The organism is Nocardioides sp. Leaf374 (assembly GCF_916862475.1).
GTDB classification, from domain to species: Bacteria; Actinomycetota; Actinomycetes; order Propionibacteriales; family Nocardioidaceae; genus Nocardioides; species Nocardioides kribbensis.
Map to the genome: position 1 here is coordinate 14913 of NZ_CAKASO010000038.1, position 26915 is coordinate 41827.

Below are 26915 nucleotides of genomic sequence, written 5' to 3' on the forward strand. Positions count from 1 at the left end.
TACGGACCGTGAGGCAGACCTCTTGCTGAACATCTGTCAACAAGCCGCGGACCGGGCTACCGTCGGCCCATGAGCAGCGAGACCAGCGCCCCTGCGACCGGCACCCGCGAGTCCACCTCCGCCACGCCCCCCGGCGGGGTCGAGCACGTCGACGTCCTCATCGTCGGCGCCGGCCTCTCGGGCATCGGCGCGGCCTGCCAGCTGCGCGCGGGCCACCCCGGTCGCAGCGTGGCGGTGCTGGAGAGCCGCGGGGCCAGCGGCGGCACGTGGGACCTCTTCCGCTACCCCGGCGTGCGCTCGGACTCCGACATGTTCACCTTCGGCTACCGCTGGCGGCCCTGGCCCAGCCACACCGCGCTGGCCGACGGCGGCCTGATCCTCGACTACGTGCGCACGGTCGCCCGCGAGCAGGGCGTCGACCGCCTCGTCCGCTACCACCACAAGGTCCTCGGCGCCGACTGGGACTCCGCGGCCGCGCGCTGGACGGTGCGCATCGAGCGCGACGGCGAGCCGCTCACCATGACCTGTGGCTTCCTGTGGGGCGCCACGGGCTACTACGACTACGAGGAGGGCCACACCCCGGTCTTCCCCGGCCGCGAGCGCTTCCGGGGCCAGGTGGTGCACCCCCAGCACTGGCCCGAGGACCTCGACTACGCCGGCAAGAGAGTCGTCGTCATCGGCTCGGGCGCCACCGCGATCACGCTGCTGCCCTCGATGGCCGGCACGACCGAGCACATCACCATGCTCCAGCGCACGCCCACCTACATCCTCCCGCAGCCCGGCGAGGACCCCTGGTCGCGGCTGTTCGACAAGCTGCCCCTGCCGGCCGCGGTGACCTACCCGGTCGTGCGGTGGAAGAACGTGCTGCGCCTGGTGGCCAGCTACCAGCTCGCCCGCCGCTTCCCGCGGCAGGCCAAGGCCGTCATCCGCCGCTTCACCGAGCCCCAGCTGCCCGAGGGCGTCTCCTTCGACGAGCACTTCCAGCCGTCCTACGACCCGTGGGACCAGCGCCTGTGCGTCGTGCCCGACGGCGACCTCTTCAAGGCCCTGCGCGACGGTCAGGCCTCGGTGGTCACCGACACCATCGAGACCTTCGACGAGACCGGCATCGCGCTGACCTCCGGGGAGCACCTCGACGCCGACATCATCGTCACCGCCACGGGCCTGAAGCTGCTCGCCTTCGGCGGCCTCGAGCTCAGCCTCGACGGGGAGCGGATCGACGTCTCCCAGGCGATGTCCTACAAGGGCCTCATGCTCAGCGGCGTGCCCAACTTCGCCTACACGATCGGCTACACCAACGCCTCGTGGACCCTCAAGGCCGACCTGGTGGGGGAGTACGTCGTGCGCCTGCTCTCCCACCTCGACGAGCACGGCCTGCGCGCCGTGGTGCCCGTGCGCGACGAGTCGGTGGGGGAGCGACCCTTCATGGACCTCGCCTCCGGCTACATCCAGCGCGCCCTCGACGACCTGCCCAAGCAGGGCGACCGCGCGCCGTGGATGCTGCGGCAGAACTACCTCCAGGACGTGCGCACCATCCGCCGCGACCGCATCGACGACGAGGCCCTGGCCTTCTCCTGAACCGCCCGGGACCGGTCGAGCCCGCCCCGTACGCCACGGGCGCCCCGGTGTCACGCGGGGCGCACCCCGCGCTCACCCCAGGGGTGAGGCCCGACTCGGTGCACGGTGGTGCACTGGATCGAAGAACAGATCGCAGCACGCACCCCTCGCCCGAGGGGAGCGCCCCGACGAACGGAGCACGTGATGGGCATCGGCGACAAGATCAGCAACAAGTCCGAGGAGCTCGGCGGCAAGGCCAAGGAGACCACCGGCCGCGCGACCGGCGACGAGCAGCTCGAGGCCGAGGGCAAGGGCGACCAGGCCTCGGCCGGCGTCAAGCAGGGCGTCGAGAAGCTCAAGGACGCCGCCAAGGACATCAAGGACGGCCTCACCAAGTGAGACCTCCCCTCCCGCCGCGCACCGCGGCCGGGAGGGACGGCTGAGACCAGACGCACACCGCGTCGAATCTCGATCGACGGGCTGCACCCCTAGACTGGGGGGCAGCCCGTTCCGTCTTGCCTCGGGCTCCGCCGGACCCGCACCACCCGGTCCGCGCGCCGCCTCCGTCGGAGGCACCCGCTCCTCTCGCCCGTCACGGGCCAGTCGTGCAGCCAATCATTGGCGAGACACGCCCACAGTGAGTGACTTCTTCGTGTCCAACGCATCGTCCAACGCTTCGTCCAACGCTTCCTCCACCCGTTCCTCCGGCACCGCCGGCGCGGGCTCCCCGAGCTTCGCCGCCCTCGGCGTGCCCGCCGACCTCGTGGCGATCCTCGCCCGAGACGGCATCACCTCCCCCACCCCGATCCAGGCCGCGACGCTGCCCGACTCGCTGGCGGGGCGCGACGTGCTCGGCCGCGGCCGCACCGGCTCCGGCAAGACCTTCGCGTTCCTGCTGCCGCTGGTGGCCCGCCTCGTCGAGTCGTCGCTGCCCGCGACGGCCAAGCGCCCCCGCGCGCTCGTGCTGGCCCCGACCCGCGAGCTGGTCAACCAGATCCACGAGGCCCTCAAGCCGCTGGCCAAGGCCGCCGGCCTCACCACCCAGACCGTCTTCGGCGGCGTGGGCCAGAACCCCCAGGTCGCCGGGCTGCGCCGCGGCACCGACATCGTGCTGGCCTGCCCCGGCCGCCTCGAGGACCTCATCTCCCAGGGCCACTGCCAGCTCGGCTCCATCGAGGTCACCGTGCTCGACGAGGCCGACCACATGGCCGACCTCGGCTTCCTGCCCGGCGTGCGCCGGATCCTGGAGAAGACCCCCGTCGAGAGCCAGCGCCTGCTCTTCTCGGCCACCCTCGACAACGCCATCGACGTGCTGGTCAAGCGCTTCCTGCGCAACCCCGTCACCCACTCCGCCGACTCCGCGCAGTCGCCGGTGGCGAAGATGGACCACCACGTGCTGCACCTCTCGCGCGAGCAGCGCGTGCCGGTGCTGGTCGACCTGGCCAGCGCGCCCGGTCGCACCGTGGTCTTCACCCGCACCAAGCACGGCGCCAAGGCCCTGGCCCGCCAGCTCAACAAGAACGGCGTGCCCGCCGTCGAGCTGCACGGCAACCTGTCGCAGAACGCGCGCGTGCGCAACATGGACGCCTTCCACGCCGGCCAGGCCAGCACGCTGGTCGCCACCGACATCGCGGCCCGCGGCATCCACGTCGACGACGTGGCCCTCGTGGTCCACGCCGACCCGCCGGCCGAGCACAAGGCCTACCTGCACCGCTCGGGCCGCACGGCGCGCGCGGGCGCGGCCGGCACCGTGATCACCCTGATGACCGCCGAGCAGGTGCGCGACGTGCGCGACCTGACCCGCGCGGCCGGCATCAAGCCGACCATCACCAAGGTCGACACGATCTCCCACCCGATCCTCACCACGCTGGCCCCCGGTGAGCGCGTCCTCGTGCCCGGCGGCCTCGGCGTCAGCACCCCCGAGCCCGCCCCGCGCGGCTCCGGCGGCAGCGGTGGCGGCTCGGGTCGCTCCGGCGGCCGCGGCGCCGGCGGCGCGGGCGGCGGCACCCGCCGTCGTCGCAGCGGCGGCGGCACCTCCTCGGGCGGCTCCGGCTAGTCCTCGCAGGGCGGCGGCCAGGGCGGCCAGGGTCGCGGGCGCGGCCAGGGCTCCGGTGCGGCCAAGCCCGCCGGCGGGCCCGGCGGGCGGTCGGGCGCTGCCCGGCGTACCGGTGGGTCGGGGCAGGGTGGCTCGAGCCACAGCGCCGCGTCCTTCAGCGGACGCCGGGGCTGAACGCAGGCGACGTAAGGTGGGAGGAGTGAGCCCGGTGCGTGAGTTCGTCAGACGGTCCCTGTGGGACGTCGTGCCTCGCGACCACCGGGACGACCCCGCCGTGCTGAGGCGGCGCCAGATCGTCACGGGTGTCTTCGTGGTGATCGGCGCCGCCGTGCTCGGCTTCTCGCTGCGCATCGAGCCGGGCTCGGGCTGGTTCTACGTCTCGACGCTCGTCCTGGCCTCGGTGTGGATCCTCGGCGCCTTCACCTCCGGCCCGCTCCACCTCGGGCGCATCGGGCACGCCGAGCGGCTGCGCCGCCCGGTGCTCTCGCCGATCCTGCTGGGCGCGGCGATGGTCGGGGTCTTCGTGCTCGGCGCGCTGCTGATCCGCGAGATCCCGCTCTTCGACCCCCTGGTGCGCCAGATCCAGTCGGTGCTCGACTACACCGTCGAGGGCCCCTGGCCGCTGCTGCTCTTCGTGACGGCCGTCAACGGCGTCGCCGAGGAGCTGTTCTTCCGCGGCGGCGCCTACGCCGCCACCCCGCGCTACCCCGTGCCGGTCACCACGGTGGCCTACACCGTGGCCACGCTGGCCACCGGCAACGTCATGCTCACCTTCGCCGCCGTGCTCCTCGGTGTGGTGGTCGGCCTGCAGCGTCGCGCCTCGGGCGGCATCCTCGCCCCGATCCTGACCCACCTGACGTGGTCGATCTCGATGCTCTTCCTGCTGCCGCTGATCTTCCTCTGATCGTCCTGCGCGCCGCGGACCCGTCCTCGGGGCCTCCCGCGGTGGCGCGCGCTGACGTCATGCGTCGCGTGGAGGCGCATCCACGGTCCGCATGACGCCTCCGAGGGGTGCTGCGGATGTCATGCGTCGCGTGGCGCCGCATCCACGATTCGCATGACGCCTCCGCGTGGTGCTGCGGACGTCATGCGCCGCGAGGAGGCGCATCCACGGTCCGCATGACGCACGGCCGGGCGCCCGCATCGGACCCGGCTCAGGTCTGGTCGTCCTCGGCCACGGCGCGGCGCACGGCCTCGGCGTAGCTCAGCGGCTCGCCAGGCACGACGTCGCGGATGGAGTAGTCGGTCTGCAGGACCTCGTTGCCCATCGAGTCGATGAGGTTGGCCGCGGTGGTGGTGTCGACGCCGGTGACCAGGCGGATCCACCACGACGACAGCACCGGCGTGCCCACGGGCAGCTGGATGATGGGGATGTCGCGGCCCAGGATCTCCTTGGCCGCGCCGCGCATCATGCCGACGTAGCTCAGCTGGTCGGCGCCGCCGACCTCGAAGACCCGGTCGTAGGCCTCCTCCTTGCCGGTGACGCCCACGATGTAGCGGATGACGTCGTCGATCGCGATCGGCTGGGTTCGGGTGGCGGCCCAGCGCGGCACGACCATCGCGGGCAGGTTCTTGACCAGCCCACGCGTCATCTCCCACGACACGCCGCCGGCGCCGACGACGATCGCCGCGCGCAGCACCGTGACGGGCACCCCGGAGGTGCCGAGCAGCTGCTCGACCTCGCGGCGCGAGCGCAGGTGGGGGGAGAGGTCGTCGTCGTCCTTGCCGAGCCCGCCCATGTAGACGATCTGGGTGACGCCGTTGGCGGCCGCGGCCAGCCCGAAGGCGGTGGCGGCCTCGGCGTCCTTACGCTCGAAGTCGTTGTCGTCGAGGGAGTGCACCAGGTAAATGGCGACGTCGACGTCGGTGAGCGGCTCGGCCAGCGTGCCCGGGTCGAAGACGTCGCCGTAGACCGCCTCGCCCTGGCCCTCGTAGGTGTCGGGGTGGCGGGTCATGGCCTTGACGTGGTGACCGGCCTCGACCATCGCAGGCACCAGCCGCTTCCCGATGAAGCCGGTGGCGCCGGTGACGAGGACGGTGAGACTCATGGGGCCAGCGTAGGGGGTGCGACCTGGCCCGCCGCCCAGGAGCGGGGGGCTCGGGCCCGAGGGGTGAGAAACCACCCGGACGCCTGGCCGGCCGGGGACAGGGTCAGTCGGTGCCGCGCCGGGCGCGCTCGGCGATCCGGTCGCGCTTGGCCTGGTCCATGGCCGACTCGTAGGCCGAGACCAGCCCGGCGATCGAGAGCGGCTTGAGCCGCTCGACGACCTCGCGGATGGTCTCGGGGGAGGCGCCGGCCTCCTTGTAGGCGGGCCACACCATCGTGCGGAAGACCTGGTTGAGCTCCTCGGCCAGCTGACGGCCGTGGGCGGCGTAGACCTGGGCCGAGGCGACCGCGGCCTCGGTGGGGAAGCCGAGGTCGAGCAGGCTCAGCCCCACCGGCAGCTGGGTGAGCGCCACGGCGTAGCGCCCGCGGCGCGTCGGCACGGCGATGCCGAGGGCGGCCAGCGTCGAGAGGTCGTCCTCGCCCAGCTCGCGCCCCGCGCGGGTGGCGAGCTCGGCGACGCTCATCTCCTCGGGCACGTCGGCCTGCCACGGCGCCAGCATCGTGCGGTGCAGCGCGATGTCCTCGGGGGTGGCGTCGGCGGGGATCGCTGCGACGTAGCGCTCGATGGCCGAGAGCGTGAAGCCGTGGCTCTGCAGCTCGGCGACCAGCTCGAGGCGCGCGACGTGGTCGGGGGTGTAGTAGCCGGAGCGGCCGCGACGGATCGGGGGCGGCACGAGGCCCTTGGTGGTGTAGAAGCGCACGTTGCGCACGCTGATCCCGGCGCGCTGGGTCAGCTCGTCGAGGGTCATCAGGTCCTTGGTGGCCCCGGCGCCGTTCTCGTCCATCCTCGTCCTCCCTTCTGCTGCTGCTTGCCGCGCTGCCTGCCGTGCTGCTTGCCGTGATGCTGCCGTGGCGCCCGCCCGCCTGCTGACGCGGGGGGCGGCGACCTGCCGGTCAGGCAGGACATCCTGCCGGTGTGGTGGCCGACACACGCACGGGGGCACGGGCGGTGCCGCGATCCCTTGACGACAGTGACAGCAATAGTGTCACAATCGACGCACAGACATCGAGCACCGAGGACGGTCATGGCAGAAGCATTCGTGTACGACCACATCCGCACACCGCGCGGCAAGGGCAAGGCCGCCGGATCGCTGCACGAGGTGAAGCCGGTCGACCTCGTGGTCGGGCTGCTCGACGAGCTCACGGTGCGCAACCCCGGTCTCGACCCCCACCGCGTCGACGACGTCGTGCTCGGCGTGGTCACCCCCGTCGGCGAGCAGGGCGGCGACATCGCCAAGACCGCCGCGCTCAAGGCGGGCTACCCCGACACGGTCGCCGGCGTGCAGCTCAACCGCTTCTGCGCCTCGGGCCTCGAGGCCGTCAACCAGGCCGCCGGTCGCATCCGCGGCGGCATGGAGGACCTCATCCTCGCCGGTGGCGTGGAGTCGATGAGCAACGCGCCGATGGGCTCCGACGGCGGCGCCTGGGCCCAGGACCCCGCCACCGCGCTCGCCACCGGCTTCGTGCCCCAGGGCATCGGCGCCGACCTCATCGCCACCATCGAGGGCTGGAGCCGCGAGGACGTCGACGCCTTCGCCGCCGAGTCCAACCACCGCGCGGCCAAGGCGTGGGCCAACGGCTACTTCACCGACTCGGTCGTGCCGGTCAAGGACATCAACGGCCTCACCGTGCTCGACCACGACGAGCTGATCCGCCCCGACACCTCGGTCGAGGGCCTGGCCGGCCTCCGGCCCAGCTTCGCCCAGATGGGTCGCGACGCGGGCTTCGACGACGTCGCGCTGGAGAAGTACCACTGGGTCGAGAAGATCGACCACGTCCACCACGCCGGCAACTCCTCGGGCATCGTCGACGGCGCCGCGCTCATGGCCATCGGCACCGAGCAGGTCGGCGCGGACCTCGGTCTGACCCCGCGCGCCCGGATCGTGTCGATGGCCGTCTCGGGCGCCGACCCGACGATCATGCTCACCGGCCCCGCCCCGGCCGCCCGCAAGGCGCTCGCCAAGGCCGGCCTCGAGGTCGGCGACATCGACCTCTTCGAGATCAACGAGGCCTTCGCGGCCGTCGCGATGCGCTTCATGCGCGACATGGGCATCACCGACGAGATCACCAACGTCAACGGCGGCGCCATCGCCATGGGCCACCCGCTCGGGGCCACCGGCGCGATGATCCTCGGCACCCTCATCGACGAGCTCGCCCGCCGCGACCAGCGCCGCGGCCTCGCCACGCTCTGCGTCGGCGGCGGCATGGGCATCGCCACGATCGTCGAGCTGGTCTGAGCCCCGCGCACCCGCGCGGACCGACCAGCCCCCTCCCGGCGTACGCGCCGACGCCCGTCACAGACCCAGACAGGACCCACACACGCATGAGCACCACCACCACCGAGCAGACCGCCGTCCGCTACGACAAGGACGCCGACGGCATCGTCACCCTCACCCTGGACGACCCCCACCAGTCGGCCAACACCATGAACGCGCTCTACACCTCCTCGATGAAGGCCGTCGTGGACCGCATCGAGGACGAGCTGGCCGCCGACGCCTCGAGCGTCACCGGCGTCGTCATCGCCAGCGCGAAGAAGACCTTCTTCGCCGGCGGCGACCTCAAGGGCATGGTCACCGCGACCCCCGACGACGCCGCGAGCGTCTTCGCGATGGCCGAGGGCGTCAAGGAGCCGCTGCGCCGCCTGGAGAAGCTGCCCGTGCCGGTCGTCTCGGCCATCAACGGCGCCGCGCTCGGCGGCGGCTTCGAGATCTGCCTGGCCACCAACCACCGCATCGTCGTCGACGACGACAAGGTCGCCCTCGGCCTGCCCGAGTCGTCGCTGGGCCTGCTGCCCGGCGGCGGCGGCGTGACCCGCATCGTGCGGCTGCTCGGGCTCCAGGCGGGACTGATGGAGGTGCTGCTCACCGGCACGCAGTTCAAGCCGGCCCAGGCCAAGGAGAAGGGCCTGGTCGACGAGCTGGTCGCCACCCGCGAGGAGCTCGTGCCCGCGGCCAAGGCGTGGATTAAGGCCCACCCCGAGGCGACCACCAACCCGTGGGACGCCCCTGGCTACAAGATGCCCGGCGGCAACCCCAAGGGCCCGGCCCTGGCCGGCTTCCTGCCCGCCTTCCCGGCACTGCTGCGCAAGCAGACCAAGGGCGCGGTCTACCCCGCCGCCCGCGCCATCCTCTCCGCCGCGGTCGAGGGCGCCATGCGCGACTTCGACACCGCCTCGCGCATCGAGTCGCGCTACCTGGTCAAGCTCATCACCGAGCAGGGCTCGAAGAACATGATCCAGGCGTTCTTCTTCGACCTCCAGGCCATCAAGTCCGGCTCCATGCGCCCGCAGGGCATCGAGCCCTTCAAGGCCACCAAGGTCGGCGTGCTCGGCGCCGGCATGATGGGTGCCGGCATCGCCTACTCCTGCGCCCGCGCCGGCATGGAGGTCGTGCTCAAGGACGTCTCCGACGACAACGCCGCCAAGGGCAAGGCCTACTCCGAGGGCCTGCTCGACAAGGCCATCTCGCGCGGCAAGTCGACCGAGGAGAAGAAGGCCGAGCTGCTCGGTCGCATCACCGCCACCGGCGACGCCGCCGCCCTGGCCGGCTGCGACCTGGTCATCGAGGCCGTCTTCGAGGACCCCTCGCTCAAGGCCAAGGTCTTCGCCGAGGTCGCGCCCTACGTCAACGACGACGCGCTGCTGTGCTCCAACACCTCGACCCTGCCGATCACCGAGCTCGCCGAGGGCGTCGACCGCCCGAAGGACTTCATCGGCCTGCACTTCTTCAGCCCCGTCGACAAGATGCCGCTGGTCGAGATCATCCGCGGCGCCGAGACCTCCGACGAGGCGCTGGCCAAGGCCTACGACGTCGTCCAGCAGATCCGCAAGACGCCGATCGTGGTCAACGACAGCCGCGGCTTCTACACCTCGCGCGTCATCGGCTTCTTCGTCAACGAGGGCCTGGCCATGCTCGCCGAGGGCGCCCACCCGATCTCCCTGGAGCGCGCCGCGACGCAGGCGGGCTACCCCGTGGGCACGCTGCAGCTGACCGACGAGCTCAACATGGAGCTCATGGCCAAGATCGAGAAGGCCACCCGCGAGGCCGCCGAGCGCGACGGCACGCCGTACGCCATCCACCCCGGCACCGCCGTGGTGCAGCGCATGCTCGAGCTCGAGCGGCCCTCGCGCCTCAAGGGCAAGGGCTTCTACGAGTACGCCGACGGCAAGCGCCAGGGCCTCTGGGCCGGCCTCGCCGAGGAGTTCCCGGTGGCGGAGGAGCAGATCCCCTTCGAGGACATGAAGGAGCGGATGCTCTTCGCCGAGGCCCTCGAGACGGCCAAGTGCTTCGAGGAGGGTGTCATCACCTCCGCCGCGGCCGCCAACATCGGCTCGATCATGGGCATCGGCTTCCCGCCCATGACCGGTGGCGCCGCGCAGTACATGACCGGCTACCAGGCCGCCGACGGCGAGATCGGCCTGGCCGCCTTCGTCAAGCGCGCCGACCAGCTGGCCGAGCGCTACGGCGACCGCTTCGCCCCCACCGCCCACCTGCGCTCCATGGCCGAGAAGGGCGAGTCCTTCCCGGCCTGACGCCCGGCCCGCCAGGGCTACCGGGCCCACCGGACCGGCACGACACCGCGGCGGCGGACCCTCGACGGGTCCGCCGCCGCGGTGCGTCCTGACCGATCGGCGGAGACCGCGGGTCCTCCGAACGGCCGACCCCCTGGTCGGTCCGGGTCATTTGCCCGCGGAGGCCTCCTGGGGCACCGCCCGCGCGGCCAGGATGGTGGCGTGACCTCCCCCCGGCCCGCCGTCGACGTGCGCGCCCTCCACGTGCGCTTCGGCGAGGTGGAGGCGGTCGCGGGCGTCGACCTGGTGGCGTACGCCGGCCAGGCCACCGCCCTCCTGGGCCGCAACGGCGCGGGCAAGTCGACGACGATGCGCGTGCTCGCCGGCGTCGTGCCGCCCACGTCGGGCTCCGCCCGCGTCGCGGGCCACGACGTGCGGCGCGAGCCTCTGCGGGTCAAGCAGTCGGTGGGCTACTGCCCCGACGTGGGCGGGCTCGTGCCCCGCGCGACGCCGTGGGAGCACGTGCAGCTCTCCGCGCGGCTGCGCCGCCTCGACCGCACGTGGCGCACCCGCCCGGTGGGCTGGGAGCAGCGCGCCCGCGACCTGCTCGAGCGTTTCGAGCTCGGCGACGTCGCCCACCGGGTGACGGCCGGCTTCTCCCACGGCATGGGCCGCCGGCTCTCGGTGGTGCTGGCCGCGCTGCACGAGCCCGACGTGCTGCTGCTCGACGAGCCCTTCGACGGCGTCGACCCGATCGGCGTGGAGGCGACCCTGGAGGTCGTCGCCGACGCCCGCGCCCGTGGCGCCTGCGTCCTGGTCTCCACCCACCTGCGCGAGCTGGCCATCGAGGCCTGCTCGACCGTGACCGTGCTGCGCGGCGGTGCCCAGGTCGCCACCCTCCCGGCCGCCGACATGGTGGGGGAGGACGGCGCGCGTGCCTACCGCGGCCTCCTCGACTGAGCGCTGGCCCGGCTCCGGCCCGCCGCGTCGTCCCGGGGCCGCCGCCCGCTGGCGCGCCGCACCCGCCGACGCGTGGCACGCCGTGGTCGACACCGGCCACCTGGTCGCCTTCCGCGCCGGCACCGTGCGCAGCCGCGGGGTGCTCGTCGGCCTCGCCGCCACCTTCGTCGCGCTCACCGCGGCGGCCGCGGTCGTGCCGGCGTGGACCCCCGGCGCGGGCTCGGGCGAGGGCCGCAGCCTCGACGTGCTCCTGCTGCTGCCCACCGCGATGGCGGGCTTCCTGCTGCTGGCCCTGGTCTCGGCGGTCGTCTCCGGGGGCGGGCGTGAGCTGCTGGCGCGCGACCCGGCCGCGGTGCACCCGGTCAGCCCCACCACCGACCACCTCGGGGCGCTGGTCCTCGCACCCCTCAACATCGCCTGGCTGCTGCAGGCCTGGACGCTGCTGGGCAGCACCGCCTACGCCGTGGGCCCGGCCGGCGGCGGCGCCGACCTCGCCGCCGCGCAGGTCGGCATGCTGCTGTGGCTGGCCCTGGCCACCGCGCTCGCGCAGGTCGTCGCCTGGAGCCTGGAGGGCCTGCGCCGCCTGCGCGGCGGTGTCCTGGCCGTGCGCCTGCTCGGCCTCGGGGTGCTCGCCGCGGGGCTGGCCCTGCAGGCCACCGGTCGGCTGGTGCCGGCCCTCGACCGCGGCCCGACCGTGCCCGTGCTGGGCGGCCTCGTGGGCGGTCCCGGCCCGCGGTGGGGCCTCACCGTGGCCGGCCTGCTCGTGGCGACCCTGCTCGCGGTCGCCCTCGGCGCCGTGCCGGCCCACCTGGCGGCGCGCCGCCACCCGCGCGACGAGCAGGGCAGCGAGACCGAGCACCACGAGGCCCGCCCGCTGGCCCGCTGGCCGCTCACCGCGCTCGTGCGCACCGACCGGGCCTCGGTGTGGCGCGCGGTGCCGATGCGACGCGGGCTGCTGGTGCTCGCCGTGGGCCCCGGCCTGGTCGCCCTGCTGGGCGGGCTGCGCTGGGACACCATGACGGTGCTCCCCGGCCTGGTCGCCTCCGGCGGCGCGCTGCTCTTCGGGGTCAACGCGTGGTGCCTCGACGGCCGCGGCGGTCGCTGGCGCGAGAGCCTGCCGGTCGACCCCGCCACGGTCTTCGACGCCCGCGCGTGGGTGCTGGCGGAGTTCCTGCTCGCGGCCTCGCTGCTGACCACCGCCATCGCCGCGGTGCGCGCCGGGGTGCCGAGCGCGGCCGAGCTCGCGGCGATCACGGCCACGCTGGCGGTGGTCACCGTGCAGGTGGTCGCGGCCGCGATGCGCTGGTCGCTGGCCCACCCCCACGCGGTCGACCTGCGCTCGGCCCGCGCGACCCCCGCCCCGCCGCTGGGCATGGTCGGCTACTCCACCCGCCTCGCGGTGAGCACCACCGTGACCGGCCTGGTCTTCTCCGGGCTCAGCCGCGCCGAGGGGTGGGCGCTGCCGGTGCTGTGCGCCGTACCGTTCCTGGCGTGGTCGTCGTGGCGCCTGCTGCGCACCCGCCGCCGCTGGCTCGACCCCGTCGAGCGCGCCCGCGTCGTGCTGACCGTCACCGCCTGACGCCGCGCGCTGCTCGGCGGCGCCGGGGACGTCATGCGTTGTGTGGATGCGCTTGCACGTCTCGTATGACGTGGTGGGGTGGGCTCGGCGGCGCCGGGGGACGTCATGCGCTGTGTGGATGCGCTTGCACGTCTCGCATGACGTCCCGCCGCGCAGCCCCGCGAGCCGGCCCCGCCCCCCGGGAGGCGCCACCACGCCGGCGACCCGCAGCCGCCCGCGCGCCCGTGAGACGCCCGTCACCCGGCTGCCTCTAGGGTGCGAGGCATGGACTTCTCCCCCTCGCCGCGCGCGGCCGACCTGACCGCCCGGGTGGCGGCCTTCATCGCCGAGGAGGTGACGCCGGTCGAGGCGGAGTACCACGCCGAGCTCGCCCGCCGCCGCGCCGACCGCAGCGGGCCGAGCCCGTGGGAGCCGCAGCCGGTGCTCGAGGAGCTCAAGGCCAAGGCCCGCGCGCAGGGCCTGTGGAACCTCTTCCTGCCCCAGGAGCACGCGGGGGAGTACGCCGCGCGCTTCGGCACCGACGGCGGCGAGGGCCTCACCAACGTCGACTACGCCCCGATCGCCGAGCTCACCGGCCGCAGCGCCATCGCGCCGCTGGTGCTCAACTGCAACGCCCCCGACACCGGCAACATGGAGGTGCTGCTGCGCTACGGCACCCAGGCCCAGCGCGACGAGTGGCTCGACCCGCTGCTCGACGGCCGGATCCGCTCGGCCTTCACCATGACCGAGCCCGGCGTGGCCTCCTCCGACGCCACCAACATGGCCGCCACGGCGGTCGTCGACGGCGACGAGGTCGTCATCAACGGGCGCAAGTGGTGGTCGACCGGCGTCGGACACCCCGACTGCCGGATCTTCGTCTTCATGGGTCTCACCGACCCCGACGCCGACCGCCACCACCGTCACTCCATGGTGCTGGTGCCGCGCGACACCCCCGGCGTCAGGATCGAGCGGCTGCTCTCCACGATGGGCCTCCAGGACGAGCCCCTCGGCCACGGCGAGGTCTCCTTCACCGACGTGCGGGTGCCGGTGAGCAACATCCTCAGCGGCCCCGGCGAGGCCTTCGGCATCGCCCAGGGCCGCCTGGGACCCGGCCGCGTGCACCACTGCATGCGCCTCATCGGCCTGGCCGAGCTGGCGCTGGAGCTGGCGTGCCGGCGAGGCCTGGAGCGGGAGGCCTTCGGCAAGCCGCTGGCCAACCTCGGCGGCAACCGCGAGCGCATCGCCGACGCCCGCATCGCCATCAACAGCGCCCGCCTGCTGGTGCTCGACGCGGCCTGGAAGCTCGACGTCGGTGGCCCGCTCAACGCCCTCTCCGAGGTCTCCCAGATCAAGGTCGCCGTGCCCACCATGGCCCAGCAGGTCATCGACATGGCCATGCAGCTGCACGGCGGCGGCGGTCTCTCCGACGACCACCCGCTCGCCGCGGCCTGGACCTCGGCGCGCGCCCTGCGCCTGGCCGACGGCCCCGACGAGGTGCACCGCGGCGTGGTCGCCCGACTCGAGCTCGCCCAGTACGGCGCGCGCCGGTGAGCGCCCCCGCGGCCGAGCGGGCCGGCGCCCCGCTGCGCGTGCTCGTCACCGGCGCCGCCTCGGGGCTCGGCGAGGCGCTCAGCGAGGCCTTCGAGGCCCGCGGCGACGAGGTGCTGCGCACCGACCTGCGCGCCCCTGACGGCGGGCTGGCCCTCGACATCACCTCCGACGACGACTGGGCCGCCGCGGTGGCCGAGGTCGGGCGGCGCTGGGGCGGGCTCGACGTGCTGGTCAACAACGCCGGCGTGGCCGGTGGCGGCCGGCTCGACGTGGCCACCCTCGAGGAGTGGCACTGGATCTTCGAGATCAACCTCTTCGGCGCCGTGCGCGGCACCCGGGCCTTCGTGCCGCTGCTCAAGCGGCAGGGGTCGGGGGCGATCGTCAACGTCGCCTCGCTGGCGGGCCTGGTCCACCCGGCCGGCATGGCGTCCTACAACGCGGTGAAGGCCGCGGTGGTGGCGCTCACCGAGACCACCGGCCACGAGCTGGCCGGCCACGGGGTCAGCGCCCACGCGGTCTGCCCGTCGTACTTCCGCACCAACCTGATGGACTCCCTGCAGGGCGCCGACGCCGCGCTGGGCGCCACGATGGCGCGGCTGGTGGAGCGCTCCTCGATCACCGCCGCCGACATCGCCGCGGCCGTGCTCGAGGGCCTCGACGCCGGCGCCGAGCTGATCGTGCCCGACCAGCCCGCCCGCGACGCGTGGGCGCTCAAGCAGCACGACCGCGCCGGCTACGACCAGGTCATGCGCGCCCAGGCGGCCAAGCTCGAGAGGAACGCACCGTGAGCACCCCCACCGACGCGCCCGCCCCGGACGGCAACCCCGCCAAGGCCCTGCGCGAGGAGGACGCCTTCGACACCGCGGCCGTCGAGCGCTGGCTGGGGCGCGGGCCGATCACGGAGGTGCGCCAGTTCCGCGGCGGCGCCTCCAACCTGACCTACCTGCTGCGCATGGCCGAGGGCCCCGACCTGATCCTGCGGCGGCCCCCGGTGGGCCGCAAGGCCAAGGGCGCCCACGACATGGGTCGCGAGCACCGGATCCAGGCCGCCCTCGCGCCGGTCTTCCCCTACATCGCGCCCCAGGTCGGCCACTGCGACGACGAGTCGGTCATCGGCTCGGAGTTCTACGTCATGGAGCGCCTCGAGGGCACGATCCTGCGCCAGGACTTCCCCGAGCAGCTGCGCCCGGTGGCTCCCGAGACCGCCGACGCGCTGTGCCGCCGCGCGCTCGACGTGCTGGTCGACCTGCACTCCGTCGACGTCGACGCCGTGCCCGAGCTGGCCGCGCTCAGCCGTGGCGAGGGCTACGTCGCCCGCCAGGTCTCCGGCTGGACCCGCCGCCTGGCCGACGCGCGCACCGAGGAGACCGGCGACTGGTCCGACGTCACCGGCTGGCTCGACGCCCACCAGCCCCCCGACGCCGGGCGGGTGCTGATCCACAACGACTACCGCTTCGACAACCTCGTGCTCGGCCCCGACCTCGAGGTCGCCGGTGTGCTCGACTGGGAGCTGGCCACCGTCGGCTGCCCGATGATGGACCTCAGCTGCACCTCGGCCTACTGGGTGCAGGCCGACGACGACGAGCTCTTCCAGCTCTTCCGCCGCCAGCCCACCACCACGCCGGGCATGTGGACCCGCGAGGAGCTGGCCCGCCGCTACTGCGAGCGCACCGGCCGCACCCTCAGCGCGCGCGACTGGACCTTCTACGAGGTCTTCGGCCTCTTCCGCCTCGCGGTGATCGCCCAGCAGATCTGGTACCGCTACGCCACCGGCCAGACCACCAACGAGTCGTACGCCGTGCTGGGCCAGGTCGTCCCCTACCTGGAGGCCCGCTGCCGCCGGCTGGTCGGCGAGGCCGACGCCGGGGCCGGGCCCGACTCCGGGGCCGGGGCCGGGGCCGGGGCCGGGGCCGGGGCCTGATGGGTCTGCTGCTGCTCGTGCGGCACGGCCAGGCCAGCTTCGGCGCCGACGACTACGACGTCCTCTCGCCCACGGGGTGGGAGCAGGGCCGCCTGCTGGGGGCCTCGCTGGCCGCCGCCGGCGCGCGCCCCACGGCGCTGGTGCGCGGGTCGATGCGCCGGCACCGCGAGACCCTCGAGGCGCTCGTCGACGGCGCCGGCCGGGGGAGCGGTGACACCGGGACCCCCGAGCCCCCCGGGACACCCGAGGCCCCCGGGGTCACGGTCGACGCCGGCTGGGACGAGTTCGACCACCTCGGCGTCGTGGGCGCCCACCCCGACCTGCTGGGCGACGACGCGTGGAGGGACCGACGCGCCTTCCAGACCGCCTTCATGGAGGCGACGCGGCGCTGGACCGCGGGCGAGCCGGGGGCCGACGGGGCGGCGTACCCGGAGTCGTGGGGGGAGTTCCTGGGCCGGGTGCGCGGCGCGCTGACCGCCGCCGCCGCGGCGACCGGGAGCGGCGGCACGACGCTGGTCGTGACCTCCGGCGGCGCGATCGCCGCGGCCTGCGCCGCGCTGGTCGACCCCGAGGAGACCGACGAGGCGCGGCTGGCCCGGGCCTGGAGCCGGTTCAACACCGTGTGCGTCAACACGGGGGTGACCCGCGTGGTGGTCGGGTCGACCGGGCCGCGCCTGCTTACCTTCAACGAGCACCCGCACGTCTCCGGCGACTCGCTCACCTACCGGTGAGGCCTCCGGTGACCGGCTCGTGACGGGCGACCCGTGAGGACCGCGTGGGTACGCCGCACGGCGCGGCTCGTGCTCGGGGCGTTCCTCCTGGTCGCCGGGGTGGCCCACCTCGTCGACGTCGAGGCGTTCCTCGCCCAGGTGCCGCCGTGGCTGCCGGCCCGCGAGGCGGTGGTGCTGGTCTCCGGGGTGGTCGAGCTGGTCCTCGGCGCGGCGCTGCTGCTGGCGCGCGGGCGGCGGCGCGCGCAGGTCGGCCTGGTCGTCGCGACCTTCCTCGTCGCGGTCTTCCCGGGCAACGTGAGCCAGTGGCTCACCGGCGCCGACGCCTTCGGCCTCGAGACCGACGGTGCGCGGCTGGCCCGGCTGTTCTTCCAGCCGCCGCTGGTCGCCTGGGCGCTGTGGTGCACCGGCGGCTGGGGGATCCTGGTCGAGCTCGTCGGACGCCGACGGGGTGCCGGGGAGGGCCCGGTCAGACCAGGCGCTTGAGCACGCCGAGCGGCGCGTGCTTCATCACCAGCGACAGCGGGGCCCACGGCAGCGGCGGCACGCACGCGGAGTCGACCTGCTTCTCGATGGCGGCCACCATCGCCCGCACGCCCTTCTCGGTCGAGGCCATGAGCGGGGTCGACGAGGCGACCTGGTCGTTCATCTCCGAGGCGATGTAGCCGGGGTAGAGCACGGTGACCTTGACCGTGCGGGCCAGCGGCGTGCCGTGCAGCTCGTGGCGCACTCCCTCGGCGAGGTACGCCGCGCCGACCTTGGTGGCGGCGTAGGTCGTCATCGACCTCGGCAGCGCCCGCATGGCCGACATCGAGGAGACCACGACCAGGTGGCCGGCCTCCTGGGCGCGGAAGACGGCCATGGCCGCCTCCACCTGGCTCAGCGCGCCGACGAAGTTGGTCATCGCGGTCTCGCGGTTGACGTCGGCGCGACCGGTGCCGAGCGCGGCGCCCTTGCCGAGCCCCGCGTTGACCACCACCCGGTCGAGGTGGCCGAAGGTGGCGCGGAAGTCCTCCACCACGGCCGGCACGGCGTCGTGGTCGGTGACGTCGAGGGTGCGCAGCTCGACACGCCGCCCGGGGTGGGCGGCCAGCACCTCCTCGCGCAGCTGCTCGAGGCGGTCGGTGCGCCGGGCGCACAGGGCGAGGTCGTGCCCGCGGGCGGCGAGCTGGCGGGCCATCTCCGCGCCGAGCCCGGAGGAGGCGCCGGTGATCAGGGTGGTCGGCATGGCCCCGAGTCTGGCGCAGCACCCCCCACCGACCGCCACCGGCTCCGGCGTACCCGCAGCCCCACTCGCCACCTCCGCCCCACCTGTCGGCCCGGACCCGCACCTGTCGGCCGAGGCGTGGGCCGACAGGTGCGGGTTTCGCCAGCCGGCTGGCGAAACCCGCGGACGCCCCGGAACCCGTCGGCCCGGGCCGGGCAGCCATGCCGTCGCGCGGGGCTGGGCTCGAGCGTGCGTCCCCACCAGCCACGGCAGCCCCACCTGTCGGCCCGGACCCGCACCTGTCGGCCGACGCGTGGGCCGACAGGTGCGGGTTTCACCGGCCGGCTGGCGAAACCCGCGGCCCGCGGCACCGCCCCACCAGCCCCGCGGAGCCGTCGGAGTGACCCGGGCCACGCAAGGTCTCGGATGAGACACGGTTCGAACCCATGGTGCCGGGGCCGTTGACATCACCCGGTCGGATGGATTCAGGTGTCTTCTGGCCGCGTCATTTGCCGGAACATCGGGTGTCGGCACGTGGTCGTCTCGGAGTGAGGGAGTTTTCGTGACGAATCTTCACGCCCGTCGCAGTGCGCGCCAGCGCGCACTGGGCGTCGTGTCCGCGAGCGCGATCGCGGTAGGGCTGGTGGCGACGGTCTCGACCGTCGCACCCGCCCAGGCCGCCGACAGCGCCGGCGGCATCAAGAAGCTCGACCGGGCCGCCGTGGACGCCTACGAGGCCGGTCGCTACATCGTGCTCATGCAGCAGCCCAGCGCCGCGGCCTACACCGGCGGCATCCAGGGCCTCGCGCCCACGAAGCCGGCCGCCGGCCGCAGCTTCGACCCGCGCTCCGGCGCGGCGACGGCCTACCGCACGTTCCTGGAGAAGCAGCAGCGCCATGTCGCGGCCGCGGTCGACGCCACCGTGACGCGCAGCTACACCACCGCCACCAACGGCTTCGCCGCCCAGCTCACCGGCGAGCAGGCCACCGCGCTGGCCGCGGCCAAGGACGTCTACGCCCTGGTGCCGGTCGAGGCCCGCACCCCCGACGCGGTCCCGCAGAACACCGCGCAGACCCTCGGCATGTACGGCAAGAGCGGCGTCTGGGCCAAGCACGGCACCCAGGCGAACGCCGGCTCCGGCATCGTCGTCGGCGACCTCGACACCGGCATCTGGCCCGAGAACCCCTCCTTCTCCGGCGAGGAGCTCAGCGGCGCCCCGACCGGCCCGTGGGCCGCGCGGATGGACCCGCTGGGCAACACCACGATGAAGAAGGCCGACGGCGGCACCTTCCGCGGCGCCTGCGAGACCGGCACCGGCGACGACTGGGACCTCAGCGACTGCTCGACCAAGATCATCGGCGCGCGCTACTACCCCGACACCTTCGTCGACACCGTGCCCCCCGAGGAGGTCGCCGAGGGCGAGTTCATCTCCCCGCGCGACGGCGGCGGCCACGGCAGCCACACCGCGAGCACCGCGGCCGGCAACGTCGTCGACGACGTGAGCGTCGACGGCATCGAGTTCGGCGAGGTCACCGGCATGGTGCCCGGCGCCTCGATCGCCTCCTACAAGGTCTGCTGGGAGGACACCGACCCCGACACCGGCGGCTGCTACACCGACGCGATCCTCTCCGCGATCGACGACGCCGTGCGCGACGGCGTCGACGTCATCAACTTCTCGATCTCCGGCGCGACCGACACCGTCGTCGACCCGGTCGAGATCGCCTTCGCCGGTGCGGCCGACGCGGGCGTCTTCGTCGCCGCCTCGGCCGGCAACAGCGGCCCGACCGAGTCGACCGTCGCCCACAACAGCCCCTGGCTGACCACCGTGGCGGCGTCGACGTACCGCAACTTCGACGGCACCGTCGAGCTCGGTGACGGCACCCGCTACCTCGGCGCCATGATCGACGGCACCGGCGTCCCGGAGCAGACCCCGCTGGTCGACGCGGCCGAGGCGGGAGTCGCCGGCGGCGACGCCGCCGAGGCCGGGCTGTGCGCCCCCGACAGCCTCGACGAGGCCGCCGTCGACGGCGCCGTCGTGGTCTGCCTGCGCGGCACCTACGGCCGCGTCGAGAAGTCGACGGAGGTCGCCCGCGCCGGCGGCGTCGGCATGATCCTGGTCAACCCGGCCGAGAGCAGCCTCGACGCCGACCTGCACCCCGTGCCGACCGTGCACCTGCAGAGCACCGACCTGCCGGCGATCGAGGCCTACCTCGACACCGACGCGCCGACCGCGGCCCTGCTGCCCGGCAACCAGACCGACCTGCCCTCGGCGGCGCTGCCCCAGGTCTCCGGCTTCTCCTCGCGGGGCCCGGCCAACGCCAACGAGAGCGACATCCTCAAGCCCGACATCTCCGCCCCCGGCCAGAGCGTGCTCGCCGCGGTCGCCCCGCCGTCGAACAGCGACCGCGACTTCGACCTCTACTCCGGCACGTCGATGGCCGCGCCGCACATCGCCGGTCTCGGCGCGCTGCTGATGGCCGAGAACCCGACCTGGACCCCCCAGATGGTCCAGTCGGCGATGATGACCACCGCCACCAGCACCCGCACCGCGGGCGACAAGGCCTCGCGCGACGCCTTCGCCCAGGGCGCCGGCCAGGTCACCCCGGCCTCGATGTTCCGCCCGGGTCTCTTCGTCACCTCGACCTCGCGGCAGTGGTACGGCCTCATCGCCGACCAGGGCTTCGACACCGGCGTGAAGCCGGTCGAGGCCAAGGCCGTCAACATCCCCTCGATGGCCGACCACGCGGTGGTCCAGAGCACGACCTTCACCCGCACCGTCACCACGCAGGGCAAGGGCACCTGGAAGGTCTCGGCCAGCGTGCCGGGCTTCACCACGAAGGTCAGCAAGAAGTCCTTCAGCGCGGGCAAGGCCGGCGTCAAGCGCAAGCTCGTGATCACCTTCACCGCCAAGGACGGCGTGGAGCTCAACCGCTGGGCCAAGGGCTTCGTCAAGCTCACCGGCACCACCTCGGCCCGCATGCCGGTCGCTCTCAAGCCGGTCGCGCTCGACGCCCCGGCCGTCGTCACCGGCGAGGGCGCCGACAGCGACGTCGACGTCACCGTGACCAGCGGCACGACGGGCACGATCGACCTCACCACCCAGGGTCTGGCCCAGGCCGACTCGGTCGAGGACTCCGTGGCCGTCAACGACTCGGCGGCCTACTGCGTGCCCGTCACCGAGGGCAGCCCCCTGCTGCGCATCGACGTCGACGCCGCCGACGACCTCGCCGACCTCGACCTGACCGTCATCCCGACCAACGCCGAGTGCTCGGCCGCCGTCGGCGCGCAGGTCGTCTCGGCGACCGGCTCGGCCGACGAGTCGGTGACCATCGAGGCTCCGGACTCCCCGGCCGTCGCGGTCTTCGTGGACGGCTTCGCCTCCGGCCCGCAGGGCTCGCCGATGGACTTCCGGATGGACGTCTACGACCTCGGCACCGCGGCCCAGGGCTCGCTCACCGCGACCCCGGACCCGCTCGAGGTCACCGCGGGCGAGGAGTCGACGTACTCCCTGGCCTGGACCGGTCTGGACGCCGACGCCCGCTACCTCGGTCGCGTGCTCTACGGCGACACCGGCATCACCACGCTGCTGGAGGTCACCACGGCCACGCCGTGATCCACCCGCACCGCTGAGCAGCACCCAGCACCACCCGACGGCCGTCCCGCACCTGCGGGGCGGCCGTCGGGTGTTTCCGGGCGTGCGCCGCGTGCTGGATACCCGGTATGCATACGTGGTATACATACCGAGTAGGGCGCGGGGTGCGCCCACCACGAGGAGGTCCCCATGTCGGTCAAGCAGGCGCTGCTGGCGCTGCTGGAGCAGGAGCCGATGTACGGCAACCAGCTCCGCACGGAGTTCGAGCAGCGCACCGGGTCGACCTGGCCGCTCAACGTCGGGCAGGTCTACACCACGCTGACGCGCCTGGAGCGCGACGGACTGGTCGAGGCCGCCGGCGCCGACGCGGAGGGCCACGAGCGGTGGCGCCTGACCCCGGCGGGGCGCGAGGAGGTGGCGGCGTGGTTCACCACCCCCGTGGCGCGCACCCAGCCCCCGCGCGACGAGCTGGCCATCAAGCTCGCCCTCGCGGTCACCGTGCCAGGCGTCGACGTCGGCGCGGTGATCCAGCAGCAGCGCAGCGCCACGATGCGCGCGCTGCAGGACTACACCCGCCTCAAGCGCCAGGCCGGTCAGGCCGGCCCCGGTGGTCGTCAGGGCGAGGCGCCGCGCGTCGACCTCGCCTGGAGCCTCGTGCTCGACTCCCTGGTCTTCGCCTCCGAGGCCGAGATCCGCTGGCTCGACCACTGCGAGGCCCGGCTGCGCCGCGCCGCGCTCGAGCGCCCCGAGCCGTCGGCCGCCGACCGGTCGGCCGACGCCCGCGTCGAGGGCGAGGCCCTGCGATGAGCGCCGCGTCGTCGCGGTCGACCCGACCGGGTGCCCCCACCGCCGCCGCGCCCGCGGCGCCCCGGCCCGGCGTGCTCCTGGCCGAGCAGGCCGTGGTGCTGCGCCGTGCCGAGGACCGGTGGCTGGCGCAGAGCGCCCGCCGGCTGGCGGCCTGCCCACGCGCCACGCGCGGAGCCCGTGGACGGGTGGCCGTGCGATGAGCGCGGTGCTCGAGCTCGACCGCGTCTCGCGCGTGCACGGCGAGGGCGACCTGCAGGTCCACGCGCTGCGCGCGGTCTCCTTCGCCGCCCACGCCGGTGAGCTGGTCGCGGTGATGGGGCCCTCGGGCTCCGGCAAGTCGACCCTGCTGACCCTCTCCGGCGGTCTCGACACCCCCACCGACGGCGCCGTGCGCGTCGAGGGCTCCGACCTCGGGGCGATGGGGGCCAAGGCGCGCGCCCGCATGCGCCGCACCTCGATCGGCTACGTCTTCCAGGACTTCAACCTCGTCCCTGCCCTGACCGCCGTGGAGAACGTCGCCCTGCCGCTCGAGCTCGACGGCGTGCGCACCCGCGCCGCCCGCGCGGCCGCGCGCACCGCGCTGGAGGAGGTCGGCATCGGCGAGCTCGCCGACCGCTTCCCCGACCTGATGTCGGGAGGCCAGCAGCAGCGCGTGGCCATCGCGCGCGCCGTGGTCGGCGAGCGGCGGCTGATCCTGGCCGACGAGCCGACCGGCGCCCTCGACACCGAGTCGGGCGAGGACGTGCTGCGCCTGCTGCGCGCCCGCTGCGACGCCGGCGCCGCCGGCGTCATGGTCACCCACGAGGCCCGCCACGCCGCCTGGGCCGACCGGGTGGTCTTCCTGCGCGACGGCGTCGTCGTCGACGACTCCGGCGCCACGCCCGTCGACGCCCTGCTCGACCAGGGCGCGCACCGGTGAGGGGGCCCCTCGCGGGCTGGCGGCTGCCGCTGCGCCTGGCCTGGCGCGACGCCCGGCGGGCCAAGGGGCGCAGCCTGCTCGTGCTCGTCATGATCGCGCTGCCCGTGATGGGGGTGGCCGCGGCCGACACGCTCTACTCCACCCAGAGCGTCTCCGGGGTCGAGGGCCTCGAGCGGCGCCTCGGCACCGCCGAGGCGCGGGTCTCGCTGGCGCCGGGGTCCCGCGAGGCGGTGCAGGACGCCGACCCCGACACCGGCGTGAGCGCCGTGGGGCCGAGGCGCGAGCCCGGCCTGGCGACGCTCGCCGACGTCGAGCGGGTGCTCGGCGAGAGCGACCTGCCGGCGGTGGAGCTGGAGACGGAGTCCACGCGGGCCGCGACCGACGACGGGCAGACCTACGTCGAGCTCACCGGCACCGACCTGCTCGACCCGCTCACCCGCGGGCTGGTGGAGCCCGTCTCGGGCCGGCTGCCCCGCACCGACGGCGAGGTCGTCGTCAACGCCGACCTCGCCGAGCGCGGCCCCGGCGTGGGCGAGGAGCTCGAGCTCGCCGGCGGCACCCGCCTCCAGGTCGTGGGGGTCGTGGAGTCGGCCCAGGGCCGAGGCTTCCCCATGGCGTGGGCGCGACCGGCCGCCGTCGAGGGGCAGGGCGCCGGCAGCACGCTGCTCATCGGCGGAGCCGCGGTCACCTGGGAGCAGGTGCGCGCCCTCAACGCCCTTGGCGCCACCGTCCTGTCGCGCGCCGTCGTCACCGACCCTCCGCCGGAGTCGGCCCTGCCCCCCGAGATCCGGGGCTTCGACGAGGGCATCGACGAGGCCACCGTCACCGTGCTCGCGCTCGTCGTGGTGATGGTGCTCATCGAGGTGGTGCTGCTCGCCGGACCGGCCTTCGCCGTCGGCGCCCGCCGGCAGTCGCGCACCCTCGCCCTCATCGCCGCCGCCGGCGGCGTGCCCGGGCAGGCGCGCCGGGTCGTGCTGGCCACCGGCGTGGTGCTCGGATCCCTGGGCGCGGTGCTCGGCCTCGGCCTCGGCCTGCTGGCGGCGGTGGCGCTCACCCCGGTCCTCCAGGGCTTCTCCACCACCCGCTTCGGCCCCTTCGACGTCACCTGGCTGCACCTGGCGGGCATCGCGGCCTTCGGCACCCTCAGCGCACTGCTCGCCGCCGCGGTGCCGGCCTGGATCGCCTCGCGCCAGGACGTCGTGGCCGTGCTGGCCGGGCGTCGCGGCGACACCCGCGCCTCGCGGCGCTCCCCGCTGCTGGGCCTGGTGCTGCTCGGGGTCGGCGTCGCGGGAGCGGCGTACGGCGCCTCCGGGGGCGGCGAGATCGCCATCGCCGCCTCGGCGATCGTCTCGGTGCTGGCCATGATCCTGCTCGTGCCGGTGGTCGTGCTCGCCGTGTCGCGCCTGGCGGGCCGGCTGCCCCTGCCGCTGCGCTTCGCGGCGCGCGACGCCGCACGCCACCGCACCCGCACGGTGCCGGCCGTCGCGGCCGTGGCCGCGACCGTCGCGGGGGTGGTCGCGCTCGGGATCGCGGTGAGCAGCGACGAGCACCAGAACCAGGAGACCTACCAGCCGAGCCTCGCCGACGGCTACGGGCTCGTCACCGCCTACGGGGGCGGCGTCGACTGGCCGGCCTACCGCGACGCGGTCGCCCGGACCGTCCCGGAGGACGACGTCTCGACGGTGCAGGCGCTGGTCCTGCCGGTGGAGGGGCGCGGCTTCCGCCAGCTCGAGGTCGCGCAGCCGGGTGACAGCGACCCGCTCCTCGTGTCGGTCGGCGGCCCCTTCGCCAGTGCCACCCTGGTCGCCGACCGCCTCCCGCCCGGCCTCCCGGGCATCGACGCCACCGAGGCCGACCGCGCCTCGCGGGTGCTCGCCTCCGGCGGGGTCGTGGCCTTCGCCTCGGAGGCCGTCGACGGCGCCCGGGTGGTCCTCAGGACCGCCGAGTACTCCGGACGCGGGCGGGTCGTGGACCGCCAGCGGCTCGAGGTGGCCGGCACCTACGTCCAGGTCGACGGCGACTACTCCCCGGTCGACGCGGTCGTCGCACCCGCCGTGGCCGACCGCCTCGGTGGTCGCACCCGGGTCACGGGCCTCGTCGTCGACGCCCCGATCACCGAGGCCGCCGAGCGCAGCGTCGGCGAGGCGCTGACCGCCCTGCCCGGACAGGCCTCCCTCGACGTCGAGCGCGGCTACGTCGCCGACGAGGAGACGGTGGTCGTGCAGCTCATCCTGGCCGCGCTGGGAGCGGTGCTCATGCTCGGCGGCACCCTGACGGCGACGTTCCTGGCCCTCTCCGACGCCCGGCCCGACCTGGCCACGCTGTCGGCGGTGGGGGCCAGCCCGCGCACCCGCCGCGCGATCGCCGCGGCGTACGCCCTCGTGGTGGGGCTGGTGGGCGCGGTGCTGGGAGCGCTGGTGGGGGCGATCCCCGGCGTCGCCATCACCTACCCGCTCACCGGGCCCGGGAGCAGCGGGACCACCGGCGGTCCGGCGACCTACCTCGACGTGCCGTGGCTCTTGGTCACCGGCGTCGTGCTCGGCCTGCCGCTGCTCACCGCCGCGGTGGTCGGCCTCACCGCCCGCTCGCGGCTGCCCCTGGTGGCGCGGCTCGACTGAGGCCGCACGCCCTCGTGTTACCGACCGTTGCGACCACCACCCGACCGTCCTGACTGTCGGGTAGTGGTCGCAACGGTCAGCAAGACGGGTGGACCGCAGAAAAAGTCAGGCTTGACTGTTTGTTGGGTCCGCAGGCAGGGTGGTGGCGTGACCCAGACCACCTCGACGCGCGTGCCGCAGGAGGAGCGCACCCGCGCCATGCGGGCGCGGCTGCTCGAGGCCACGGTCGAGCTGCTCGTCGAGCGCGGCTTCGCCGGCACCACGACCACGCTGGTCTCCGAGCGGGCCGGGGTCAGCCGAGGCGCCCAGCTGCACCACTTCCCCTCCAAGAACGCGCTCGTGGTCGCCGCCGTCGAGCACCTCACCGAGGTGCGCGGCGCCGAGCTCGCGGCGGCCGCGGCCGCCCTGCCCACGGGGCGCCGCCGCACCCGCGCCGTGCTGGCCATGCTCGGCGACCACTTCACCTCGCCGGTCTTCACCGCGGCCCTCGAGCTGTGGGTGGCGGCCCGCACCGACGCCACCCTCCTCGCCGCCGTCGCACCGCTGGAGCAGCGGGTGGGCCGCGACGCCCACCGCCTCACCGTCGAGCTGCTCGACGCCGACGAGGAGCAGCCCGGCACCCGCGAGCTCGTGCAGGCCACCCTCGACCTCGTGCGCGGGCTCGGCCTCGCCGACACCATCACCGACGACACCCGCCGCCGCGCCCGCATCCTCGACCAGTGGTCGCTGACCCTCGACGCCACCCTGGCCCCCGCTCGCGGCCCAGCACCTCGAGCACGGCACCCGGGTCGAGCACGCCGTCGACGACGAAGCCGCGTGCCAGC

22 protein-coding genes are annotated in these 26915 nt (G+C 74.4%); 19 read left to right on the plus strand and 3 right to left on the minus strand.

Annotation, left to right across the window (positions count from 1 at the left end; translation table 11 throughout):
• Positions 1–69 precede the first annotated feature (69 nt).
• The 4 genes from LPA27_RS15335 (at position 70) to LPA27_RS15350 (ending at position 4517) form a co-directional block, all read left to right on the plus strand.
• Positions 70–1578: a flavin-containing monooxygenase gene (locus tag LPA27_RS15335; RefSeq protein ID WP_228942990.1), complete on the plus strand. Its 1509-nt coding sequence runs from the start codon at positions 70–72 to the stop codon at positions 1576–1578.
• Positions 1579–1761: 183 nt separating this feature from the next.
• On the plus strand, positions 1762–1956 hold the full coding sequence (locus LPA27_RS15340) for a CsbD family protein (protein ID WP_056865028.1): 195 nt from the start codon (positions 1762–1764) through the stop codon (positions 1954–1956).
• 238 nt (positions 1957–2194) lie between these two features.
• Positions 2195–3613 carry a DEAD/DEAH box helicase gene (locus LPA27_RS15345; RefSeq protein ID WP_228942991.1) on the plus strand — a complete coding sequence of 473 codons (1419 nt, stop codon included), beginning with the start codon at positions 2195–2197 and terminating at the stop codon, positions 3611–3613.
• A 274-nt stretch (positions 3614–3887) separates the two neighbouring features.
• Positions 3888–4517 (plus strand): CPBP family intramembrane glutamic endopeptidase, encoded by a 630-nt coding sequence (locus tag LPA27_RS15350; RefSeq protein ID WP_228942992.1) that lies wholly within the window; start codon positions 3888–3890, stop codon positions 4515–4517.
• A gap of 250 nt (positions 4518–4767) precedes the next feature.
• Here LPA27_RS15350 and LPA27_RS15355 read toward each other — a convergent pair whose 3' ends face one another.
• Together LPA27_RS15355 and LPA27_RS15360 are read right to left on the minus strand one after the other, a co-directional pair.
• Positions 4768–5661: an NAD(P)H-binding protein gene (locus LPA27_RS15355; RefSeq protein WP_056865025.1), complete on the minus strand. Its 894-nt coding sequence runs from the start codon at positions 5659–5661 to the stop codon at positions 4768–4770.
• A 103-nt stretch (positions 5662–5764) separates the two neighbouring features.
• Positions 5765–6505, minus strand: a complete 741-nt coding sequence (locus LPA27_RS15360; RefSeq protein WP_056905175.1) for a MerR family transcriptional regulator — start codon at positions 6503–6505, stop codon at positions 5765–5767.
• Between the two features lie 240 nt (positions 6506–6745).
• Here LPA27_RS15360 and LPA27_RS15365 point away from each other — a divergent pair, with 240 nt between their 5' ends.
• The 9 genes from LPA27_RS15365 (at position 6746) to LPA27_RS15405 (ending at position 17434) form a co-directional block, all read left to right on the plus strand.
• Complete coding sequence (locus LPA27_RS15365) at positions 6746–7957, plus strand: acetyl-CoA C-acetyltransferase (RefSeq protein WP_056905176.1); 1212 nt, start codon at positions 6746–6748, stop codon at positions 7955–7957.
• Positions 7958–8043: 86 nt separating this feature from the next.
• Entirely contained in the window at positions 8044–10251 is a 2208-nt protein-coding gene (locus LPA27_RS15370) for a 3-hydroxyacyl-CoA dehydrogenase NAD-binding domain-containing protein (RefSeq protein WP_228942993.1), read from the plus strand.
• Positions 10252–10452: 201 nt separating this feature from the next.
• Positions 10453–11190 carry an ABC transporter ATP-binding protein gene (locus tag LPA27_RS15375; protein ID WP_228942994.1) on the plus strand — a complete coding sequence of 246 codons (738 nt, stop codon included), beginning with the start codon at positions 10453–10455 and terminating at the stop codon, positions 11188–11190.
• Positions 11165–12769 (plus strand): hypothetical protein, encoded by a 1605-nt coding sequence (locus tag LPA27_RS15380; protein WP_228942995.1) that lies wholly within the window; start codon positions 11165–11167, stop codon positions 12767–12769. Before LPA27_RS15375 ends, LPA27_RS15380 begins: the two co-directional genes overlap by 26 nt.
• A gap of 264 nt (positions 12770–13033) precedes the next feature.
• Complete coding sequence (locus LPA27_RS15385; protein ID WP_228942996.1) at positions 13034–14299, plus strand: acyl-CoA dehydrogenase family protein; 1266 nt, start codon at positions 13034–13036, stop codon at positions 14297–14299.
• Positions 14296–15087 (plus strand): SDR family NAD(P)-dependent oxidoreductase, encoded by a 792-nt coding sequence (locus tag LPA27_RS15390; protein WP_228942997.1) that lies wholly within the window; start codon positions 14296–14298, stop codon positions 15085–15087. Before LPA27_RS15385 ends, LPA27_RS15390 begins: the two co-directional genes overlap by 4 nt.
• Complete coding sequence (locus LPA27_RS15395; RefSeq protein ID WP_228942998.1) at positions 15084–16220, plus strand: phosphotransferase family protein; 1137 nt, start codon at positions 15084–15086, stop codon at positions 16218–16220. The genes LPA27_RS15390 and LPA27_RS15395 overlap by 4 nt, the downstream gene beginning before the upstream one ends.
• Complete coding sequence (locus LPA27_RS15400) at positions 16220–16951, plus strand: histidine phosphatase family protein (RefSeq protein ID WP_228942999.1); 732 nt, start codon at positions 16220–16222, stop codon at positions 16949–16951. Before LPA27_RS15395 ends, LPA27_RS15400 begins: the two co-directional genes overlap by 1 nt.
• A gap of 33 nt (positions 16952–16984) precedes the next feature.
• Complete coding sequence (locus LPA27_RS15405) at positions 16985–17434, plus strand: DoxX family membrane protein (protein WP_228943000.1); 450 nt, start codon at positions 16985–16987, stop codon at positions 17432–17434.
• Here the strand turns inward: LPA27_RS15405 and LPA27_RS15410 are convergent.
• A complete protein-coding gene (locus LPA27_RS15410) occupies positions 17418–18176 on the minus strand; it encodes an SDR family oxidoreductase (RefSeq protein ID WP_228943001.1) in 759 nt (252 codons plus the stop codon). The genes LPA27_RS15405 and LPA27_RS15410 overlap by 17 nt on opposite strands.
• 541 nt (positions 18177–18717) lie before the next feature.
• Here LPA27_RS15410 and LPA27_RS15415 point away from each other — a divergent pair.
• The 6 genes from LPA27_RS15415 to LPA27_RS15440 all read left to right on the plus strand — a co-directional run.
• The gene (locus LPA27_RS15415) at positions 18718–21768 is read left to right on the plus strand and encodes a S8 family serine peptidase (protein WP_228943002.1); all 3051 of its coding nucleotides are present in this window, start codon (positions 18718–18720) and stop codon (positions 21766–21768) included.
• 168 nt (positions 21769–21936) lie between these two features.
• Positions 21937–22554, plus strand: a complete 618-nt coding sequence (locus LPA27_RS15420) for a PadR family transcriptional regulator (RefSeq protein ID WP_228943003.1) — start codon at positions 21937–21939, stop codon at positions 22552–22554.
• Positions 22551–22754: a hypothetical protein gene (locus LPA27_RS15425; protein ID WP_228943004.1), complete on the plus strand. Its 204-nt coding sequence runs from the start codon at positions 22551–22553 to the stop codon at positions 22752–22754. The genes LPA27_RS15420 and LPA27_RS15425 overlap by 4 nt, the downstream gene beginning before the upstream one ends.
• Positions 22751–23473, plus strand: a complete 723-nt coding sequence (locus LPA27_RS15430) for an ABC transporter ATP-binding protein (RefSeq protein ID WP_228943005.1) — start codon at positions 22751–22753, stop codon at positions 23471–23473. The genes LPA27_RS15425 and LPA27_RS15430 overlap by 4 nt, the downstream gene beginning before the upstream one ends.
• A complete protein-coding gene (locus tag LPA27_RS15435) occupies positions 23470–26091 on the plus strand; it encodes an ABC transporter permease (protein WP_228943006.1) in 2622 nt (873 codons plus the stop codon). The genes LPA27_RS15430 and LPA27_RS15435 overlap by 4 nt, the downstream gene beginning before the upstream one ends.
• Positions 26092–26238: 147 nt before the next feature.
• On the plus strand, positions 26239–26915 hold a 677-nt coding region (locus LPA27_RS15440; protein ID WP_228943007.1), incomplete at its 3' end, for a TetR/AcrR family transcriptional regulator.